Origin of the sequence: Streptomyces sp. NPDC048349 (assembly GCF_040651925.1) — a bacterium.
Lineage (GTDB): Bacteria > Actinomycetota > Actinomycetes > Streptomycetales > Streptomycetaceae > Streptomyces.
The window spans coordinates 104,185-122,802 of record NZ_JBEZLA010000003.1 but is presented as its reverse complement, the minus strand read 5'-3'; the positions used below and the strand labels follow the sequence as shown (position 1 = coordinate 122,802).

At 71.6% G+C, this 18,618-nt stretch carries 17 protein-coding genes; 9 read left to right on the top strand and 8 right to left on the bottom strand.

The features are described 5' to 3' along the window. Positions 1-147: 147 nt before the first annotated feature. The 4 genes from AB0D44_RS03475 to AB0D44_RS03460 all read left to right on the top strand — a co-directional run bounded on the left by AB0D44_RS03475 (position 148) and on the right by AB0D44_RS03460 (position 4,034). Entirely contained in the window at positions 148-1,074 is a 927-nt protein-coding gene (locus AB0D44_RS03475; RefSeq protein ID WP_362583674.1) for an ABC transporter ATP-binding protein, read from the top strand. Next, the gene (locus AB0D44_RS03470; RefSeq protein ID WP_362583671.1) at positions 1,071-1,838 is read left to right on the top strand and encodes an ABC transporter permease; all 768 of its coding nucleotides are present in this window, start codon (positions 1,071-1,073) and stop codon (positions 1,836-1,838) included. Before AB0D44_RS03475 ends, AB0D44_RS03470 begins: the two co-directional genes overlap by 4 nt. Before the next feature lie 68 nt (positions 1,839-1,906). Then, a complete protein-coding gene (locus AB0D44_RS03465) occupies positions 1,907-3,040 on the top strand; it encodes a hypothetical protein (RefSeq protein ID WP_362583669.1) in 1,134 nt (377 codons plus the stop codon). 25 nt (positions 3,041-3,065) lie between these two features. Continuing rightward, complete coding sequence (locus AB0D44_RS03460) at positions 3,066-4,034, top strand: COX15/CtaA family protein (RefSeq protein ID WP_362583939.1); 969 nt, start codon at positions 3,066-3,068, stop codon at positions 4,032-4,034. 8 nt (positions 4,035-4,042) lie between these two features. Here AB0D44_RS03460 and AB0D44_RS03455 read toward each other — a convergent pair whose 3' ends face one another. From AB0D44_RS03455 to AB0D44_RS03445, 3 genes are all read right to left on the bottom strand, one after another. Beyond that, positions 4,043-5,137: an amidohydrolase family protein gene (locus tag AB0D44_RS03455; protein ID WP_362583666.1), complete on the bottom strand. Its 1,095-nt coding sequence runs from the start codon at positions 5,135-5,137 to the stop codon at positions 4,043-4,045. Positions 5,138-5,243: 106 nt separating this feature from the next. Next, positions 5,244-5,606, bottom strand: coding sequence for a hypothetical protein (locus AB0D44_RS03450; RefSeq protein ID WP_362583664.1), 363 nt, complete (start codon positions 5,604-5,606; stop codon positions 5,244-5,246). A gap of 15 nt (positions 5,607-5,621) precedes the next feature. Beyond that, positions 5,622-6,563 carry a heme o synthase gene (locus AB0D44_RS03445; protein ID WP_362583661.1) on the bottom strand — a complete coding sequence of 314 codons (942 nt, stop codon included), beginning with the start codon at positions 6,561-6,563 and terminating at the stop codon, positions 5,622-5,624. A gap of 256 nt (positions 6,564-6,819) precedes the next feature. Between AB0D44_RS03445 and tkt the strand changes: the two genes are divergently transcribed. The 5 genes from tkt (at position 6,820) to pgl (ending at position 13,647) form a co-directional block, all read left to right on the top strand. Continuing rightward, the gene (gene tkt / locus AB0D44_RS03440; RefSeq protein WP_362583658.1) at positions 6,820-8,907 is read left to right on the top strand and encodes a transketolase; all 2,088 of its coding nucleotides are present in this window, start codon (positions 6,820-6,822) and stop codon (positions 8,905-8,907) included. A 34-nt stretch (positions 8,908-8,941) separates the two neighbouring features. After that, complete coding sequence (gene tal, locus AB0D44_RS03435; protein WP_362583655.1) at positions 8,942-10,060, top strand: transaldolase; 1,119 nt, start codon at positions 8,942-8,944, stop codon at positions 10,058-10,060. Between the two features lie 5 nt (positions 10,061-10,065). Further along, on the top strand, positions 10,066-11,592 hold the full coding sequence (zwf, locus tag AB0D44_RS03430; RefSeq protein WP_362583652.1) for a glucose-6-phosphate dehydrogenase: 1,527 nt from the start codon (positions 10,066-10,068) through the stop codon (positions 11,590-11,592). Further along, positions 11,589-12,638 (top strand): glucose-6-phosphate dehydrogenase assembly protein OpcA, encoded by a 1,050-nt coding sequence (opcA, locus tag AB0D44_RS03425; protein WP_362583650.1) that lies wholly within the window; start codon positions 11,589-11,591, stop codon positions 12,636-12,638. The genes zwf and opcA overlap by 4 nt, the downstream gene beginning before the upstream one ends. 226 nt (positions 12,639-12,864) lie before the next feature. After that, on the top strand, positions 12,865-13,647 hold the full coding sequence (gene pgl / locus AB0D44_RS03420; protein WP_362583647.1) for a 6-phosphogluconolactonase: 783 nt from the start codon (positions 12,865-12,867) through the stop codon (positions 13,645-13,647). A gap of 97 nt (positions 13,648-13,744) precedes the next feature. On the opposite strand, the gene pgi is transcribed toward pgl, so the two are convergent. From pgi to AB0D44_RS03395, 5 genes are all read right to left on the bottom strand, one after another. Continuing rightward, positions 13,745-15,400, bottom strand: a complete 1,656-nt coding sequence (gene pgi / locus AB0D44_RS03415; protein WP_362583936.1) for a glucose-6-phosphate isomerase — start codon at positions 15,398-15,400, stop codon at positions 13,745-13,747. 152 nt (positions 15,401-15,552) lie between these two features. Beyond that, positions 15,553-15,888: an RNA polymerase-binding protein RbpA gene (locus AB0D44_RS03410; protein WP_007263454.1), complete on the bottom strand. Its 336-nt coding sequence runs from the start codon at positions 15,886-15,888 to the stop codon at positions 15,553-15,555. A 210-nt stretch (positions 15,889-16,098) separates the two neighbouring features. Then, positions 16,099-16,329, bottom strand: a complete 231-nt coding sequence (gene secG / locus AB0D44_RS03405; RefSeq protein WP_362583934.1) for a preprotein translocase subunit SecG — start codon at positions 16,327-16,329, stop codon at positions 16,099-16,101. A 140-nt stretch (positions 16,330-16,469) separates the two neighbouring features. Beyond that, positions 16,470-17,258, bottom strand: a complete 789-nt coding sequence (gene tpiA / locus AB0D44_RS03400; RefSeq protein WP_362583644.1) for a triose-phosphate isomerase — start codon at positions 17,256-17,258, stop codon at positions 16,470-16,472. A 6-nt stretch (positions 17,259-17,264) separates the two neighbouring features. Continuing rightward, positions 17,265-18,476: a phosphoglycerate kinase gene (locus AB0D44_RS03395; RefSeq protein ID WP_362583641.1), complete on the bottom strand. Its 1,212-nt coding sequence runs from the start codon at positions 18,474-18,476 to the stop codon at positions 17,265-17,267. Positions 18,477-18,618 lie beyond the last annotated feature (142 nt).

Below are 18,618 nucleotides of genomic sequence, written 5' to 3'. Positions count from 1 at the left end.
TCTTGTTCGCCTCTTTGCGACGCGGTGTTCGGATCCGAGGCCGCGCATACCGCTCCCCGGGCCGCGCGAGAAGGTCACGTGCGAGCGGCCCGTCACCCTCGACCCCGGGACCCGAGCCCCTCCCCCGCCTCCGTAGACTCACCCCCCATGAGCAACGACCCCGCCGTGGAGATCCGCGGACTGGTGAAGAGGTACGGCGCAAAGACGGCCGTGGACGGCCTGGACCTCACCGTCGCGAAGGCCTCCGTCACCGCCGTCCTCGGCCCCAACGGCGCGGGCAAGACGACCACGGTGGAAACCTGCGAGGGCTACCGCCGCCCCGACGCCGGAACCGTCCGCGTCCTCGGCCTCGACCCGGTCGCCCAGGCCGAGGCGCTGCGCCCGCGGATCGGCGTGATGCTCCAGTCCGGGGGCGTCTACTCCGGAGCCCGCGCCGTCGAGATGCTCCGCCACATGGCCAAGCTCTACGCCGACCCGCTCGAGGTCGACCCCCTGGTGGAACGCCTCGGCCTCGGCGGCTGCGGCCGGACCGCCTACCGCAGGCTCTCCGGCGGGCAGCAGCAGCGCCTGGCCCTCGCCATGGCCGTGGTGGGCCGCCCCGAACTGGTCTTCCTCGACGAGCCCACCGCCGGCCTGGACCCGCAGGCCCGCCGCGCGACCTGGGACCTCGTACGGGAGCTGCGCGCCGACGGGGTCACCGTCGTCCTCACCACCCACCACATGGACGAGGCCGAGCAGCTCGCCGACGAGGTCGCCATCGTGGACGCGGGCCGGGTCATCGCCCACGGCAGCCCCGAGCGGCTGTGCCGGGGCGGCGCCGAGAACACCCTGCGCTTCACCGGCCGCCCCTCCCTCGACCTCGCCTCCCTGCTGAAGGCGCTGCCCGACGGCACCCGGGCCGCAGAGCTCACCCCCGGCGTCTACCGGGTCACCGGCGACGTCCACCCCCAGCTGCTCGCCACCGTCGCCTCCTGGTGCGCGCAGCACGGCGTCATGCCGGACAGCCTCTCGGTGGAGCGGCACACCCTGGAGGACGTCTTCTTGGAACTCACCGGCAAGGAGCTGCGCGGATGAGCGCCGGCACGTTCACCCCCTACCCGGGGGCGGCACCCGTCTCCCGCATGATCCTCGCGCAGACGGCCCTGGAGACCCGGATGCTGCTGCGCAACGGGGAGCAGCTGCTGCTGACCGTGATCATCCCGGCCCTGCTGCTGACCCTCTTCTCCGCCGTCGACATCGTCGACACCGGGGCCGGCACGTCCGTGGACTTCCTGGCCCCCGGCATCCTGGCGCTCGCCGTGATGTCCACCGCCTTCACCGGCCAGGCCATCGCCACCGGCTTCGACCGCCGCTACGGGGTCCTCAAGCGGCTCGGGGCCTCGCCGCTGCCGCGCTGGGCCCTCATGGCGGCCAAGACCCTGTCCGTGCTGGTCACCGAGGTGCTCCAGATCGCCCTGCTGACCGCGATCGCCTTCGCGCTGGGCTGGTCCCCGCACGGGAACCCGCTGTCGGTGGCCGCGCTGGTCCTCCTCGGCACCGCCGCGTTCTCCGGGCTCGGCCTGCTGATGGCCGGCACCCTCAAGGCCGAGATGACGCTGGCCGCCGCGAACCTGGTGTTCCTGCTGCTGCTGGTCGGCGGCGGGGTGATCGTGCCGCTGGAGAAGTTCCCGGACGCCGTCCGCTCCGTCCTGGAGCTGCTGCCCATCTCCGCCCTGTCCGACGGCCTGCGCGAGGTGCTCCAGCACGGCGCCGCGCTGCCGTGGCGCGACGCGGCGGTGCTGGCGGCCTGGGCCGCCGCGGGCCTGGGGGCCGCCGCACGCCTGTTCCGCTGGGAGTGAATCCCTTCCCCCCGCCGCGGCATTGCCGCGAGGATGGGCGCCTCCACACATGAAGCCGGGGGGCGGACATGGTGCAGCGGGAGGCCGTTCTACGGCTGGACGAGCAGTGGGCACGGGTGCGGTCGGGGGCGGCGCACGCGGAACCGCAGGAGCGCGAGCGGCTGCTCGACGAGCTGATCGCGGCCCTGCGCGCCCATCCCGACGACCCCGAGTGCACCGCGCGGCTGGGGCTGCGCCTCGCCGACCGGGCCGCGCTGCGCTTCGCCGAAGGGGACCGCGCCTGCGCCCTCGCCACGATCGAGGAGGGGCTGCGCAGCTCCGAGCGCGCAGCCCCGTACTCCCCCGAGTTCGCCCGCTGGTACGCCCGCGGGCTGATCAACCACGGCGTGTGGCTGGCCTGGCCGCTGAGCGACGAGTACCGGCTGCCCAGGCATCCGCTGGGCCCGGCCGCCACCGAGGGGCCGACCGCCATGGAGCGGGCCGCCGGGGAGCGCGCCCGTGATCTGACCCGGGCCGCGGTCGGGGTGTGGGCGGGCCTGGACCAGGCGGACCCGGTCAACCGTCGCGGCCTGGCCCAGGCGAAGGTGTTCCTCGGGGACCGCCTCGCGGAGCTGGGGGCCACCGAGGAAGCCGTGGCCTGGGCGGTGGACGCCGAGTCGGACTTCCGGCAGCTGCTGCTCGCCGGCCACGGCCCGGAGGCGTCCGAGGAGGCCGAGGGGGCCCTGGACCACATCGGCCACCAGCTGGAACTGCGCCTGCGCTTCCTGGCCTTCGACTCCCTCGTGGGTCTGCGCGCGCAGGGACTGCTGCCCGAACGGCTGCTGCCCCGGGCCGTGGTGGCCGCCCGCGTGCAGGGAGTGGCCGAATCCGAGATCGCGGCGCGGCTGGGCCTGGGCGCCGAACAGGTGCGCACGATGCTGGAGGTCACTCCCTGGCTCGCGGTGTGGCGCGTCGAGGTGCGCGGCCCTGACGGCCTGTGGAACGCACTCCCCCATCCATGGCACAGCGCCACGGAGGTCAGGAACAGGACGGCGAAGGAGATAGGGGACGAACTGGTCCGGGAATTCGCGGCCTCGGCGGACCACCCCGGGGACGGCGTCCCCTGGCGCATCCACGTGTGGTGGCACGAGGAGGGCGACCCGGCGGGCGCCCGGTTCCGGCTGTACGCGGGCTCGGACAGACCTCCGGCCACCCCCTCGTGAAACTTTGCACAAGGCTCGGCCTACGATAGGGGCCGTGTTGAACCCATTCGCCTTCATCGCCAGGCGCTGGACTCCGTCACCCCGGATCGTCCGGCGCGCCGCGCTCGCCGCCCTCGTCATGAGCGTGGCCATCGTCATCACCGGCGGCGCGGTGCGGCTCACCGGCTCCGGTCTCGGCTGCGACACCTGGCCCAAGTGCACGGACGACAGCCTGATCGCGACGCAGGCCCAGGGCTTCCACGGGGCCATCGAGTTCGGCAACCGGATGCTGACGTACGTGCTCTCCGGGGCCGTCGGCTGGTACATCCTCGCGGCCCGCTCGGCCAAGCCCTGGCGCCGCTCGCTGACCAGGCTCGGCTGGTTGCAGTTCCTCATCGTGATGGCCAACGCCGTGCTCGGCGGGATCACCGTCATGACGGGCCTCAACCCGTACAGCGTGGCCGGGCACTTCCTGCTCGCCACCTCGCTGATCGCGGTGACCACCGTCAGCTGGCAGCGAACCGGCGAGGGCGACACCGCGGCCCGGCCGCGCGTGCCCGGCCCGGTGCGCAAGCTGTCGTGGGCGCTGGTCGCGACGACCCTCGTGCTGATCGCGGCGGGCACGGTCGTCACCGGTTCCGGACCGCACGCGGGCGACAGCAGCGAGATCCGGCGGATGCCCTTCGACTGGTCGGGCACCGCCCACGTGCACGCGATCGCCGCCTGGCTGGTGTGCGCGCTGGCCGTGGCGATGTGGCTGGTGCTGCGCGTGGTCGACGCCCCGGCGGACACCCGGGCGCGCGCCCGCGACCTGCTGATCGTGCTCCTCGCGCAGGGCGCCATCGGCTACGTGCAGTTCTTCACCGAGCTGCCCGAGCTGCTCGTCGCCGCCCACATGCTCGGCTCCTGCCTGGTGTGGATCGCGGTGCTGCGGGTCGCGCTGAGCCTGCGCGAACGGCCGGTGACGCAGGCGGAGATCCCGGCCCAGGGCGACCCCCAGCTCTCCTCCGTCTGACCGGGGGGTCACCCCCGCTCGTCCAGGCGGTACACGCGGCGGGCATTGCCCGCCGCGATCATGGCGGCCACCCGGCCCGCGTCCGTCCAGGACCAGGCCCCGTCCGCGACCCAGCCGCCCAGCACCCGGCCCAGCGCCTCCCGGAACACCAGGGCGCCCACCGCGTGCAGCTCGGGCAGGCGCCGCCCGCCGCTGGAGAACAGCAGCTTCCCGAACGGGGCGAGCTCCAGCGATTCGGCGAGGACCGCCGCGGCGCGGGCCCCGGTCTGCCCGAGGGCCGCGCCGGCGTCGGCGTAGACGTGCGGGTGGGCCGCGGCCAGCTGCGCCGTCTGCCGGTGGTGGGGGTACCCGCCGAGCAGGACCAGTCGCGTGCCCAGGCCCGCGGTGGCCCGTACGAACCCGGTCAGCGGCGCCGGGTCCCCCGCTCCGGTGTGCAGCTGCAGCGGCAGCCCGCACGCGACCGCGCTCCAGACCAGGTGCCGCAGCAGGACGGGGTCGCGCACGGTCCCGCCCCTGGTCCGCCGGTCCAGCCAGCGCCCGGCCGCCCCGCGCACCTCCCCGGGATCGGGCGGCTCGGGGGCGTCGGCCAGTACGGACGCGGGGTCGGCGGCGGCACCGCAGGTGAAGGCCACGGCCCCGGTGGCGGCGTGGTGCACGGCCTCGGCGAGGTTCGCCAGAAAGGCGGACACGGTCCCGGAGGTGTCGGCGACCTGCTCGGCCAGCGGTTCCAGGCGGACCGTCTCGAAGGCCTCGGCGTCCCCCGCGAGCGCCAGCTCCTTGGGGCCGGTCAGGTCCCCCACCGCGCCGGTGTCGACCACGAAGGCGGCGATCCCGGAGCCCCGCAGCAGCAGCCGCGCGGACTCGGCGGCGCCCAGCTCCCGCCGGCGGGCCAGGTAGCGGGCGGGGGCGGCGTGCGGCTCCAGTCCGAGCAGCGGCGGGCACCAGCGGCGCACCGCGAAACCGGTCTGCGTGTCGAAGAAGGTGGTGCCCGCGGCGGGCGGACCGGCCGAGCGGATCAGCTGGGCCTCGAAGGTGCCCAGGCCCAGCTCCGTACGGAGTACTCCGTGGCAGTACTGGTCCACCAGGGGCGGCGTTTCGATCATCCGGGCATCCCGTTGCGGACGTGAGGAAGGGGCTTCCACACGTCCTAACGGGTGAGCGGGGTGTGAGGTGTTGCTCGCGCTGTTGACCGAGCGGCCACCGCCGGGGTCAGGCGGCCGGGTTCTCGGGTCCGCCGAGCTGGATGCCGGCCATCCGCGTCCACTCGTACGGGCCGGTGCGCACGCTCGCGGCGAACTCCCCGTCGAACTCCTCGTGGAGGGTCAGCGCGGCCTTCTCGGCGGCCAGCTGCGCCACCGCGAAGGCCGGGGCGACCAGGTCGCCCCACTCGCCGTCCTTGCCGACGAGCACGATCCGGGTGCCCGCCTGCCCGATGTGGGCGAGGTGGCCCTCGGCGCCGCCGTGCTGCTTGGCGAACGCGCCGATCTGCTTGGCGAGCTTCGCCGCCGTACGGTCCTGCTTCTTGTCCGCGGTCGCTGCGGTGGTGTCTGCGGTGTCTGCCATGGAGGGCATGCTACCGGTGAGTAATCAGCGGAGGAAGGGATCCACGGCCACCGCCACGAACAGCAGCGACACGTAGGTGATCGACCAGTGGAACAGGCGCATCTCCTTGAGCTTCGCGCCCGTGACCCCGGCCTTGGCCCGCGCGTGCAGCGCGTGCGCCTCCCACAGCCACCAGCCGCCCGAGACCAGCGCGACCGCCGTGTAGAACCAGCCGGTGTACCCCAGCGGGGTGAGCAGCAGCGAGACCCCCACCATCACCCAGCTGTAGAGGACGATCTGACGGGCGACGGCCTGGTTGCCCGCCACGACGGGGAGCATCGGCACGCCGACGCGCGCGTAGTCGTCCTTCACCTTCATCGACAGCGGCCAGTAGTGCGGCGGCGTCCAGAAGAAGATGACGAGGAAGAGGATGACCGCGGCCCAGGAGACCTCGTCCTTGACGGCGGACCAGCCGATGAGCACCGGCATGCAGCCCGCGATGCCACCCCAGACGATGTTCTGGGTGGTGCGCCGCTTCAGCAGCATCGTGTAGACCACGACGTAGAAGAGGAGCGCGCCGAGCGCGAGGGCGGCCGACAGCCAGTTGACCAGGAAGCCGAAGAAGAGCGTCGAGACCACGGCCAGGGTGATGCCGAAGACCAGGCACTCACGCGGGCTGACCATGCCGGTCACCAGCGGGCGCTGCGAGGTCCGGTCCATCAGCGCGTCGATGTCGCGGTCGATGTACATGTTCAGCGCGTTGGCGCCGCCCGCGGACAGGTACCCGCCGAAGCAGGTCGCGAGGACCAGCCACAGCGAGGGCACGCCCTGCTCGGCGAGGAACATGACCGGCACTGTGGTGATCAGCAGAAGTTCGATGATCCGCGGCTTGGTCAATGCCACGAAAGCCATGGCCCGGGCCCCGAACGGCCGCTGACCGGCGCTCGTCGCGAGCACCCCCGCTGGACGGGATTCGACGGCCGTCACGCACACCCCTGAGAGAGAAACCAGCAAGCACCACAAGGGCTTGCACGTACCACGCCACTGTAGACGTTGGTCATACGTCGCCCTGCGCGGGGGTCGCGTCGTGTTGGTCCGAACGGAGCTGACGGTCCGGTGACGGCACGGTGACCGTCTGCGGACACTCGAATAGCTGCACGCCGTTGCGGGGGTAGGCTCGGAATCGCGCCGGTGCGACCGTCCGTCACCGGGAACAGACATGTGGAGAGGAGCCCTGACCCAGGTGAGCACCAAGCCGACCACCACAGAGCTCGAGTGGACCGAACTGGACCAGCGGGCCGTCGACACCGCCCGCGTTCTGGCCGCTGACGCGGTCCAGAAGGTCGGAAACGGCCACCCCGGTACGGCGATGAGCCTGGCCCCCGCCGCGTACACCCTCTTCCAGAAGGTGATGCGGCACGACCCGGCAGACCCCGAGTGGGTGGGCCGCGACCGCTTCGTGCTCTCCGCGGGGCACTCGTCCCTCACCCTGTACACGCAGCTGTACCTGGGCGGCTTCGGCCTCGAGCTGGACGACCTCAAGGCGTTCCGCACCTGGGGTTCGAAGACCCCCGGCCACCCGGAGTACGGCCACACGGCCGGCGTGGAGACCACCACCGGCCCCCTCGGCCAGGGCATCGCCAACGCAGTGGGCATGGCCATGGCCGCCCGCTACGAGCGCGGCCTGTTCGACCCGGAGGCCGCCCCCGGCACCTCCCCGTTCGACCACATGGTCTACGTGATCGCGGGCGACGGCTGCCTCCAGGAGGGCATCTCCCACGAGGCGTCCGCGCTGGCGGGCCACCAGAAGCTCGGCAACCTGGTGCTGCTGTGGGACGACAACCACATCTCCATCGAGGGTGACACCGAGACGGCCGTCTCCGAGGACACCCTCAAGCGCTACGAGGCGTACGGCTGGCACGTCCAGCGCGTCGCGCAGCAGGAGAACGGCGACCTCGACCCGAAGGCCCTCTACGCGGCGCTGCAGGCGGCCAAGGCCGAGACCGGGCGTCCGTCCTTCATCGCGGCCCGCTCGATCATCGCCTGGCCGGCTCCGCACGCCCAGGGCACCGAGGCCTCGCACGGCTCCGCGCTCGGCGACGACGAGGTCGCGGCCACCAAGCGCGTCCTCGGCTTCGACCCGGAGCAGACCTTCGAGGTCTCCGACGAGGTCATCGCGCACACCCGCAAGGCGCTGGACCGCGGCCGCGAGGCCAAGGCCGCGTGGGAGAAGGACTTCTCCGCCTGGCGCACCGCCAACCCGCAGCGCGCGGCCGAGTTCGACCGCATCAACGCCAATGAGCTGCCCGCGGGCTGGGAGGACGAGCTCCCCGTCTTCGAGGCCGGCAAGGGCGTCGCCACCCGCGCCGCCTCCGGCAAGGTCCTGCAGGCCCTCGGCGCGGTCATCCCGGAGCTGTGGGGCGGCTCGGCCGACCTGGCCGGCTCCAACAACACCACCATCGACAAGGAATCCTCGTTCCTGCCGGTGGGCAACCCGCTGCCGGAGGCCGACCCGTACGGCCGCACCATCCACTTCGGCATCCGCGAGCACGCCATGGCCGCGGCCATGAACGGCATCGCCCTGCACGGCCACACCCGCATCTACGGCGGCACCTTCCTGGTGTTCTCCGACTACATGCGCAACGCGGTCCGCCTCTCCGCCCTGATGCACGTGCCGGTCACCTACGTGTGGACGCACGACTCCATCGGTCTGGGCGAGGACGGCCCCACCCACCAGCCGGTCGAGCACCTCGCCTCGCTGCGCGCCATCCCGGGCCTGAACGTGGTCCGCCCGGCCGACGCCAACGAGACCGCCATCGCCTGGCGCGAGATCCTCAAGCGCCACACCAAGGTGTTCGGCAAGGGTGCCCCGCACGGCCTGGCCCTGACCCGCCAGGGCGTGCCGACCTACGCGCGCAACGAGGACGCCGCCAAGGGCGGGTACGTGATGTTCGAGGCCGAGGGCGGTCCTGCGGAGGTCGTCCTCATCGGCACCGGCTCCGAGGTGCACCTGGCCGTCGAGGCCCGCGAGCAGCTCCAGGCCGAGGGCATCCCGACCCGGGTCGTCTCGATGCCGTCCGTCGAGTGGTTCGAGGAGCAGGACCAGGCGTACAAGGACAGCGTCCTGCCGTCCTCCGTCAGGGCGCGCGTCGCGGTCGAGGCGGGCATCGGCCTGACCTGGCACCGCTACGTCGGCGACGCGGGCCGGATCGTGTCCCTGGAACACTTCGGCGCCTCCGCCGACGCGAAGGTGCTGTTCCGCGAGTTCGGCTTCACCGCCGAGGCCGTGACCGCCGCCGCCAAGGCCTCCCTCGCCGCAGCCGCACGCTGACGCCCGTACCGAACCAGTAGGAGATGCAATTCCCATGACAGACGCACTCAAGCGCCTCTCCGACGAGGGCGTGGCGATCTGGCTGGACGACCTGTCCCGCAAGCGCATCACGTCCGGCAACCTGGCCGAGCTCATCGACGAGTCGCACGTGGTCGGCGTCACCACCAACCCGGCGATCTTCCAGAAGGCCATCAGCGGCGGCGAGGGGTACGAGCAGCAGCTCACCGACCTCGCGACCCGCAAGGTGACCGTCGACGAGGCCCTGCGCATGATCACCACGGCGGACGTCCGCGACGCCGCCGACATCCTGCGCCCGGTCTACGACCGCACCGACGGCCAGGACGGCCGCGTGTCGATCGAGGTCGACCCGCGCCTGGCCCACGACACCGCGGCGACCGTCGCCGAGGCCAAGCAGCTCGCCTGGCTGGTGGACCGCCCGAACACGCTCATCAAGATCCCGGCGACCAAGGCCGGCCTGCCGGCGATCACCGAGGTCATCGGCAAGGGCATCAGCGTCAACGTCACGCTGATCTTCTCGCTGGAGCGCTACCGCGAGGTCATGGACGCCTACCTGGCGGGTCTGGAGAAGGCCAAGGCCGCCGGTCTGGACCTCTCCCTGATCCACTCGGTCGCCTCCTTCTTCGTGTCCCGCGTGGACAGCGAGATCGACAAGCGCCTGGACGCCGTCGGCACCGACGAGGCCAAGGCCCTGAAGGGCAAGGCGGCGCTCGCCAACGCCCGTCTGGCCTACCAGGCCTACGAGGAGGTCTTCTCCTCGGACCGCTGGACCGCCCTGGAGCGGGTCGGCGCCAACAAGCAGCGTGCGCTGTGGGCCTCGACGGGCGTCAAGGACCCGGCGTACAAGGACACCCTGTACGTGGACGACCTGGTCGCCCCGAACACCGTGAACACCATGCCGGAGGCCACCTTGGAGGCCACCGCCGACCACGGGCAGATCACGGGCGACACCGTGCGCGGCAGCTACGAGCAGGCGCGCGCCGAGCTCGATGCGGTCGCGAAGCTGGGCATCTCGTACGACGATGTGGTGCAGCTGCTCGAGGACGAGGGCGTCGAGAAGTTCGAGGCGTCCTGGAACGACCTGCTGAAGTCGACCGAGGCGGAGCTCGAGCGCCTCGCCCCCACGGAGGCCTGAACACCTTGTCTGTAAACGGAGCGAACCCGCTTCGTGACGCACAGGACCGGCGGCTCCCGCGCATCGCGGGGCCGTCCGGCCTGGTCATTTTCGGCGTTACGGGTGACCTGTCGCGCAAGAAGCTGATGCCTGCCGTCTACGACCTGGCCAACCGCGGCCTGCTCCCCCCGGGCTTCTCGCTGATCGGCTTCGCCCGCCGGGAGTGGGAGCACGAGGACTTCGCCCAGGAGGTGTACGAGGCCGTCAAGGAGCACTCGCGCACGCCGTTCCGGGAGGAGGTCTGGCAGCAGCTGGTGCAGGGCTGCCGGTTCGTCCAGGGCGACTTCGACGACGACGCGGCCTTCGAGACGCTGAAGGCGACGATCGACGAACTCGACAAGGCGCAGGGCACGGGCGGCAACTTCGCCTTCTACCTGTCCGTCCCGCCGAAGTTCTTCCCCAAGGTGGTCCAGCAGCTCAAGGACCACGGTCTGGCCCAGAAGGAGGGCTCCTGGCGGCGCGCCGTCATCGAGAAGCCCTTCGGCCACGACCTGAAGAGCGCCGAGGAGCTCAACAAGGTCGTCCACGAGGTCTTCCCGCGTGACGAGGTCTTCCGGATCGACCACTACCTCGGCAAGGAGACCGTCCAGAACATCCTGGCGCTCCGCTTCGCGAACACCATGTTCGAGCCGATCTGGAACCGGTCGTACGTCGACCACGTGCAGATCACCATGGCCGAGGACATCGGCATCGGCGGCCGGGCCGGCTACTACGACGGCATCGGCGCGGCGCGTGACGTCATCCAGAACCACCTGCTCCAGCTGCTCGCGCTGACCGCGATGGAGGAGCCGGGCTCCTTCCACCCGAAGGCGCTGGTGGCGGAGAAGCTCAAGGTGCTGACCGCCGTGCAGCTGCCGGATGACCTGGGCAAGCACACCGTGCGCGGCCAGTACGCGGCCGCGTGGCAGGGCGGCGAGAAGGTCGTCGGGTACCTCGAAGAGGACGGCATCGACCCCAAGTCGAAGACCGACACCTACGCGGCCATCCGCCTGGAGATCAACAACCGCCGCTGGGCGGGCGTCCCGTTCTACCTGCGGACGGGCAAGCGCCTGGGCCGCCGGGTGACCGAGATCGCGGTGGTCTTCAAGCGGGCCCCCTACCTGCCGTTCGAGTCGGGTGCGACCGAGGAGCTGGGACAGAACGCCCTGGTCATCCGGGTCCAGCCGGACGAGGGCGTGACGGTCCGCTTCGGCTCCAAGGTCCCGGGCACCTCCATGGAGGTCCGGGACGTCACGATGGACTTCGCGTACGGCGAGTCCTTCACGGAGTCGAGCCCCGAGGCGTACGAGCGGCTCATCCTGGACGTCCTGCTGGGCGACGCGAACCTCTTCCCGCGTCACCAGGAGGTCGAACTGTCCTGGAACATCCTCGACCCGATCGAGGAGTACTGGGACAAGCACGGCAAGCCCGCGCAGTATCCGGCGGGCACCTGGGGGCCGGTCGAGGCGGACGAGATGCTCGCACGAGACGGACGGAGCTGGCGCCGGCCATGAAGATCGACCTCACGGAGACCAACTCCAGCAAGATCAACGCCGCGCTGGTGCAGGCACGCCGGGACATCGGCACGCCGGCCATCGGCATGGTCCTCACGCTGGTGATCGTGACCGACGAGGAGAACGCGTACGACGCGCTCAAGTCGGCGAACGACGCGTCCCACGAACACCCCTCGCGGATCGTCGTCGTCATCAAGCGGGTCAGCCGCTCGCCGCGCAGCCGCCGTGATGCCCGTCTTGACGCGGAAGTCCGCGTCGGGGCGGACTCCGGCACCGGCGAGACGGTCGTGCTCCGCCTTCACGGCGAACTGGTCGACCACGCCCAGTCGGTGGTTCTCCCCCTTCTGCTGCCGGACGCCCCCGTGGTCGTCTGGTGGCCGGACGGTGCTCCCGCGGACCTGGCGGGCGACCCGCTGGGGGCGCTGGGCCAGCGCCGGATCACGGACACGTACTCCTGCGAGGACCCGACCGGGGCGCTCGCGGCCCGCGCCGCGGCCTACGCACCCGGGGACACGGACCTGTCGTGGACCCGGATCACCCCGTGGCGCTCGATGCTGGCGGCCGCACTGGACCAGCAGAACCTGTCGGTCTCCTCGGCGAGCGTCGAGGGCGAGTCGGACAACCCGAGCTGCGAGCTGCTGGCCATGTGGCTGGCGGACCGGCTCCAGGTGCCCGTCCGGCGCACGCCGTCGGCGGGTCCGGGTCTGACGGCCGTACGCCTGGAGACCAAGGACGGCGCGATCGTCCTGGACCGGGCGGACGGAGCGCTGGCCACGCTGTGCATGCCGGGGCAGCCCGACCGCAACGTGGCGCTCAAGCGCCGCGACACGGCCGAGCTCCTGGCGGAGGAGCTGCGCCGGCTGGACCCGGACAACACGTACGAGGCCTCGCTGAAGTTCGGCGTGGCGAAGCTGCGGTCGTCCGACCCGGTCCCGTCCGAGCCCCCGGCCAAGGCCGAGGCCGAGGCTCCGGCCAAGGCCGGGGCTCCGGCCGAGGAGGCCCCGAAGCCGGCGGCCAAGCCGGCGAAGAAGGCCGCGGCCAAGTAACCGGGCCCTGCGGGGCCTTCCACCGCCCCGCCCCTTCCCGAAACCGGGGCTCCGCCCCAGATCCCGGTCCTCACACGCCGGACGGGCTGCAGTGCAGCCTCGCCGGCGTGTGAGGCGCGGGGGCCCGGGCGGAGTCCCGGGAACCGGGGAAAGGGCACGGCGGGGAGCGGCTCCGCCGAGCGGCCCCACCCCACCCTCACTACCGACAAGGCGGCAGCACATGGGTATGACGACTCCCCAGGTCGTCGTCCACCGGGACAAGGAGCTGATGGCCCAGGCCACGGCCGCCCGGCTCATCACGAAGATCGTGGACGCACAGGCGGCCCGGGGCACGGCGTCCGTGGTCCTCACCGGCGGCCGCAACGGCAACGGCCTCCTCGCGGCGCTGGCCGCCGCCCCGGCCCGGGACGCCATCGACTGGTCCCGGCTGGACCTGTGGTGGGGCGACGAGCGCTACGTCCCCGCCGACGACCCCGAGCGCAACCACACCCAGGCCCGCGAGGCCCTGCTGGACTCCGTCCCGGTGGACCCGGCCCGCGTGCACGTCATGCCCGCCTCGGACGGCCCGTACGGGGCCGACGTGGACGCGGCGGCGGCCTCGTACGCGGCCGAGCTGGCGAAGGCGGCCGGCCCGGAGGACCACGGCCCCGTGCCGCGCTTCGACGTGCTGATGCTGGGCGTGGGCCCCGACACCCACGTGGCCTCGCTCTTCCCGGAGCACCCGGCGACCCGCGAGACCGAGCGCACGGTGGTCGGCGTGCACGGCGCCCCGAAGCCCCCGCCCACCCGCGTCTCGCTCACCCTCCCGGCGATCCGGGCGGCCCGCGAGGTCTGGCTGCTGGCGGCGGGCGAGGACAAGGCCGGCGCGGTGTCCATCGCCCTCGGCGGCGCGGGCGGGGTCCAGGCCCCGGCAGCGGCCGCCTACGGCCGTTCGCGCACCCTGTGGCTCCTGGACCGCGCGGCGGCCGCCAAGCTCCCGAGCGGGATGTACCCCCCGGCCGCCTCCTGACCCCGGCACCCCGACGGGCCCGCTCCCCGGGAGAGCAGGCCCGTCGCGCAGAGCGGCGGGCGGCGGGCGGCTCATGCCCGCCGCCCGCCGCCCGCGGTCAGCTCCGGCCGCGCAGCTCCCGGTAGGTGTCCACCAGCGCCTTCGTCGAGGCGTCCAGCCCCGGCACGTCCGCGCCCCCGGTCAGCGCGGGCTCGACCCGCTTCGCGAGGACCTTGCCGAGCTCCACGCCCCACTGGTCGAAGGAGTCGATGTTCCACACCGCGCCCTGGACGAACACCTTGTGCTCGTACAGGGCGATCAGCTGCCCCAGCACCGCCGGGGTGAGCTCGGGGGCCAGGATGGTGGTCGTCGGGTGGTTCCCCCGGAACGTCTTGTGCGGGACCAGCGATTCGGCAGCGCCCTCCGCCCGCACCTCCTGTGCCGTCTTGCCGAAGGCCAGGGCCTGGGTCTGCGCGAAGAAGTTCGCCATCAGCAGGTCGTGCTGCGCCGCGAACGAGGGCTCCAGCTCGGCCACCGGACGCGCGAAGCCGATGAAGTCCGCCGGGATCACCTTCGTCCCCTGGTGGATCAGCTGGTAGTACGCGTGCTGCCCGTTGGTGCCGGGCGTGCCCCACACCACCGGACCCGTCTGCCACTCCACCGGATTGCCTTCGCGGTCCACCGACTTGCCGTTGGACTCCATGTCCAGCTGCTGCAAGTAGGCGGTGAAACGGGAGAGGTAGTGGCTGTAGGGGAGCACCGCGTGCGCCTGCGCGTCGAAAAAGGCCCCGTACCAGATGCCCAACAGCCCCAGCAGCAGCGGGGCGTTCTCCTCCGGCGGCGCGGTGCGGAAGTGCCGGTCCATGGCGTGGAAGCCGCCCAGCATCTCCCGGAAGGCGTCCGGGCCGATGGCGATCATCAGCGAGAGCCCGATGGCCGAGTCGAAGGAGTAGCGGCCGCCGACCCAGTCCCAGAACTCGAACATGTTGGCCGGATCGATGCCGAAGTCCGTGACCTTCTCGGCGTTGGTCGACAGCGCCACGAAGTGCCGTGCCACGGCCGCCTGGTCACCGCCCAGTCCCGCGAGCAGCCACTCGCGCGCCGACGTGGCGTTGGTGATGGTCTCGATGGTGGTGAAGGTCTTGGAGGCGATGATGAACAGGGTCTCGGCCGGGTCCAGGTCGCGCACGGCCTCGTGCAGGTCCGCGCCGTCCACGTTGGACACGAAGCGCACCGTCAGTCCGCGGTCGGTGAAGGCCCGCAGGGCCTCGTAGGCCATCGCGGGACCCAGGTCGGAGCCGCCGATGCCGATGTTGACGACGTTCCTGATGCGCTTGCCCGTGGAGCCCGTCCACTCCCCCGACCTGACCCGGCCGGAGAAGTCGGCCATCTTGTCGAGGACGGCGTGCACGGCGGGGACGACGTTCTCGCCGTCGACCTCGACGACGGCGTCCGCGGGCGCCCGCAGGGCGGTGTGCAGGACCGCCCGGCCCTCGGTCGTGTTGATCTTCTCGCCGCGGAACATCGCCTCGCGCAGCTCGGCCACGCCCGTCGCCGCGGCCAGTTCACGCAGCAGCGTCAGCGTCTCGTCGGTCACGAGGTGCTTCGAGTAGTCGATGTGCAGGTCCCCGACCCGCAGCGTGTAGCCGGTGCCCCGGCCCGGATTCTCCTCGAACAGCTCCCGCAGATGCGTCTGCCCGAACTCCTCCCGGTGCTTGCCGAGTGCCAGCCACTCCGGCATCCGGTTGAGCTTCGTACGGCTGTCTGCGTTCATCTCGGACATCAACCCACTTCTTCCGTCCTGTCGTGCCCCGCCGATCACCAACTTAAGGGATCCGAAGCGGACCAACGCACACAAAGAGGCCCGGTCCCGTCGGAGATGTCTCCAACAGGACCGGGCCTCGCGTCACATGTCTTCTCGGTCGTTCAGATCTCGCCGCGGAGCTTGGCGAGGGCCTCGGCGAGGATCGCCTCGCCGTCGGCGTCCGTGCGCCGCTCCCGTACGTACGCCAGGTGCGTCTTGTAGGGCTCGGTGCGCGGCGGCGCGGGCGGGTTGTCCCGGTCCTGGCCGGCCGGGAACCCGCAGCGCGGGCAGTCCCAGGTGTCCGGCACCTGCGCGTCGCTGGCGAAGCTCGGCTGCGTCTCGTGCCCGTTCGAGCACCAGAAGGAGATGCGCAGGCGGGGCGCGGACTCGCCGCGCTCGGCCTCACCCATCGGCCCCGCTCCGACCCGGCTACCACGGATCGCGTTGCCACTTGCCACGGTCGTAACTCCCCTGCGTGATGGTGCCGCCAAGCATGAGGTATGTCTGCTCAAGGCACCCCGGGTACGTAAAGACCCAACTCGCGTACAGCGTGCGGAGGGATCGACCCCCTCAGGTGCGGGGAGCAGAATAACTCGTTCCGCAACCAGGGTGCAGGACCTCATGATAGGCCGGGCTCCGCCGACCGGACTGCCGGATGGCCAGAACGGTCAGTTGCTCGACTTCATCAGGAGGCCGAGCGCGACGATGCACGCGAACCACAACAGACCGACCACGACGGTGATGCGGTCCAGGTTCCGCTCCGCCACGGAGGAACCGCCGACCGACGACTGCATGCCGCCGCCGAACATGTCGGAAAGGCCGCCGCCCTTGCCCTTGTGCATCAGCACGAGCAGCATCAGCAGGGCGCTGAAGACGATCAGGGCGATCGAGAACCCCATAATCACGGCTGATTCCTACTTTCTGGCTTTTCTGGCTTTCCGGCTGTGCGGGATGTGCGCGGGGGCCAGTGGCTGGTGTCCAGCCTGCCGGCCCCCGCAAGGGTACGACGGATCCGCCCTACCGCATACTCGCTGCCGGCCTACTGGTCGCGGAAGCGGACGATCTTGACGAACTCCTCCGCGTCCAGCGCCGCGCCGCCGATCAGGGCACCGTCGACGTCGGGCTGGGCCATGATCGCCGCGATGTTCCCGGACTTCACCGAGCCGCCGTACTGGATGCGGACCTTGTCGGCCAGCTCCTGCGAGTACAGCTCCGCGAGACGGCCGCGGATCGCCCCGCAGACCTCCTGGGCGTCCTCGGGGGTGGCGACCTCGCCGGTACCGATGGCCCAGACGGGCTCGTACGCGATCACGATGGACTCGACCTGCTCGGCCGGGACGTCCTTGAGGCCGCCGTCGACCTGGCTCAGCGTGTACGGGACCTGCCGGCCGGCCTTGCGGACGTCCAGGCCCTCGCCGACGCACAGGATCGGGGTGAGCCCGTGCCGGTACGCGGCCTTGACCTTGGCGTTGCAGAGCTCGTCGCTCTCGCCGTGGTACTGGCGGCGCTCGCTGTGGCCGACGGCCACGTACGTGCACTTCAGCTTCGACAGCATGGCACCGGAGATCTCGCCGGTGTAGGCGCCGGAGTCCTGCGCGGAGATGTCCTGGGCGCCGTACTTGATCTTCAGCTTGTCGCCGTCGACCAGCGTCTGGACCGAGCGGAGGTCGACGAAGGGCGGCAGGACCGCGACCTCGACGGCGTCGTAGTCCTTGTCGGTGAGGGCGAAGGCGAGCTTCTGGACGTGGGCGATGGCCTCGAGGTGGTTGAGGTTCATCTTCCAGTTGCCCGCCATCAGCGGGGTACGGCCGTTTTCAACTGCGGTCATGACGGGTCAGCCCTCCAGGGCGGCGAGGCCGGGGAGCGTCTTGCCCTCGAGGTATTCGAGGGAGGCGCCGCCACCGGTGGAAATGTGGCCGAAGGCCTTCTCGTCGAAGCCGAGCGTACGCACGGCCGCGGCCGAGTCGCCGCCGCCGACGACGGTGAAGGCGTTGCTGTCGACCAGGGCCTGCGCGATGGCGGTGGTGCCGCCCGCGTAGTCCGGGTGCTCGAAGACGCCGACCGGTCCGTTCCAGAACACGGTCTCGGCATCGGCGATCTTGGACGCGTAGAGCTCGCGCGTCTTGGGGCCGATGTCCAGGCCCTCCTTGTCGGACGGGATGCCGTCCGCGTCGACCGTTTCGAAGACGGCCGGGGTCTTGCCCTTGAGGTCGGGGAATTCGGCCGAAACGAGCACGTCGACCGGGAGGACCAGCTCGACGCCGGTGTCCTTGGCGCGCTGCATGTACTCGGTCACCTTCGGGATCTGGTCCTCCTGGAGGAGGGAGATGCCGACCTCGTGGCCCAGGGCCTTGAGGAAGGTGTACGCCATGCCGCCGCCGATGAGGATGCGGTCGGCCTTGCCGAGCAGCTCGTCGATGACGGCGAGCTTGTCGGAGACCTTGGCGCCGCCGAGGACGACCACGTAGGGGCGCTTGACCTCGTCGGTCAGCTTCTTCAGGACGCCGACCTCGGTGGCGATGAGGTAGCCGGCCGCGTGCGGGAGGCGCGCGGGGAGGTCGAAGACCGAGGCGTGCTTGCGGTGGACGGCGCCGAAGCCGTCGCCGACGTAGACGTCGGCGAGCTCCGCGAGCTGGTCGGCGAAGGCGCCGCGCTCGGCGTCGTCCTTCGCCGTCTCACCGGGGTTGAAGCGCAGGTTCTCGATGACCGCCACCTGGCCGTCGGCGAGCGCCGCGACGGTCTCCTTGGCGGAGTCGCCGACGGTGTCGGTGGCGAACGCGACGTCCGCACCGAGCAGTTCGCCCAGGCGCGCGGCGGCCGGGGCGAGCGAGAAGGCCGGGTCCGGGGCGCCCTTGGGGCGGCCCAGGTGCGAGGCCACGATGACGCGGGCGCCGGAGGCGGCGAGCTTCGCGATCGTGGGCTGGACGGCGCGGATGCGGCCGTCGTCGGTGATGCTGCCCTGGGCCAACGGGACGTTGAGGTCGGCGCGGACGAAGACCCGCTTGCCCTTGACGCCCTCGGCGAGCAGTTCGTCGATCGTCTTCATGTGTTTCTACTCCTTTGAGCCCTTCTCGCGAAGGGCGAGGAAGGGAGACCGAGACAAGCGACAGGGCCCGTGCGGCGCTTCGTCGCGCAGCCCGGACCCTGTGCTCACATCGTGGTGCCTACCTTAGAACCAGAACCGGGTG

What these genes read in the sequence shown, in the direction of transcription:
- tal (WP_362583655.1), top strand. Translation starts at nt 8,942, where the DNA reads ATGACAGACGCACTCAAGCGCCTCTCCGACGAGGGCGTGGCGATCTGG.
- AB0D44_RS03450 (WP_362583664.1), bottom strand. Translation starts at nt 5,606, where the DNA reads ATGCCCTCCATGGCAGACACCGCAGACACCACCGCAGCGACCGCGGAC.
- AB0D44_RS03455 (WP_362583666.1), bottom strand. Translation starts at nt 5,137, where the DNA reads ATGATCGAAACGCCGCCCCTGGTGGACCAGTACTGCCACGGAGTACTC.
- AB0D44_RS03470 (WP_362583671.1), top strand. Translation starts at nt 1,071, where the DNA reads ATGAGCGCCGGCACGTTCACCCCCTACCCGGGGGCGGCACCCGTCTCC.
- opcA (WP_362583650.1), top strand. Translation starts at nt 11,589, where the DNA reads ATGAAGATCGACCTCACGGAGACCAACTCCAGCAAGATCAACGCCGCG.
- pgl (WP_362583647.1), top strand. Translation starts at nt 12,865, where the DNA reads ATGACGACTCCCCAGGTCGTCGTCCACCGGGACAAGGAGCTGATGGCC.
- AB0D44_RS03395 (WP_362583641.1), bottom strand. Translation starts at nt 18,476, where the DNA reads ATGAAGACGATCGACGAACTGCTCGCCGAGGGCGTCAAGGGCAAGCGG.
- pgi (WP_362583936.1), bottom strand. Translation starts at nt 15,400, where the DNA reads ATGAACGCAGACAGCCGTACGAAGCTCAACCGGATGCCGGAGTGGCTG.
- AB0D44_RS03465 (WP_362583669.1), top strand. Translation starts at nt 1,907, where the DNA reads ATGGTGCAGCGGGAGGCCGTTCTACGGCTGGACGAGCAGTGGGCACGG.
- tpiA (WP_362583644.1), bottom strand. Translation starts at nt 17,258, where the DNA reads ATGACCGCAGTTGAAAACGGCCGTACCCCGCTGATGGCGGGCAACTGG.
- AB0D44_RS03475 (WP_362583674.1), top strand. Translation starts at nt 148, where the DNA reads ATGAGCAACGACCCCGCCGTGGAGATCCGCGGACTGGTGAAGAGGTAC.
- secG (WP_362583934.1), bottom strand. Translation starts at nt 16,329, where the DNA reads ATGGGGTTCTCGATCGCCCTGATCGTCTTCAGCGCCCTGCTGATGCTG.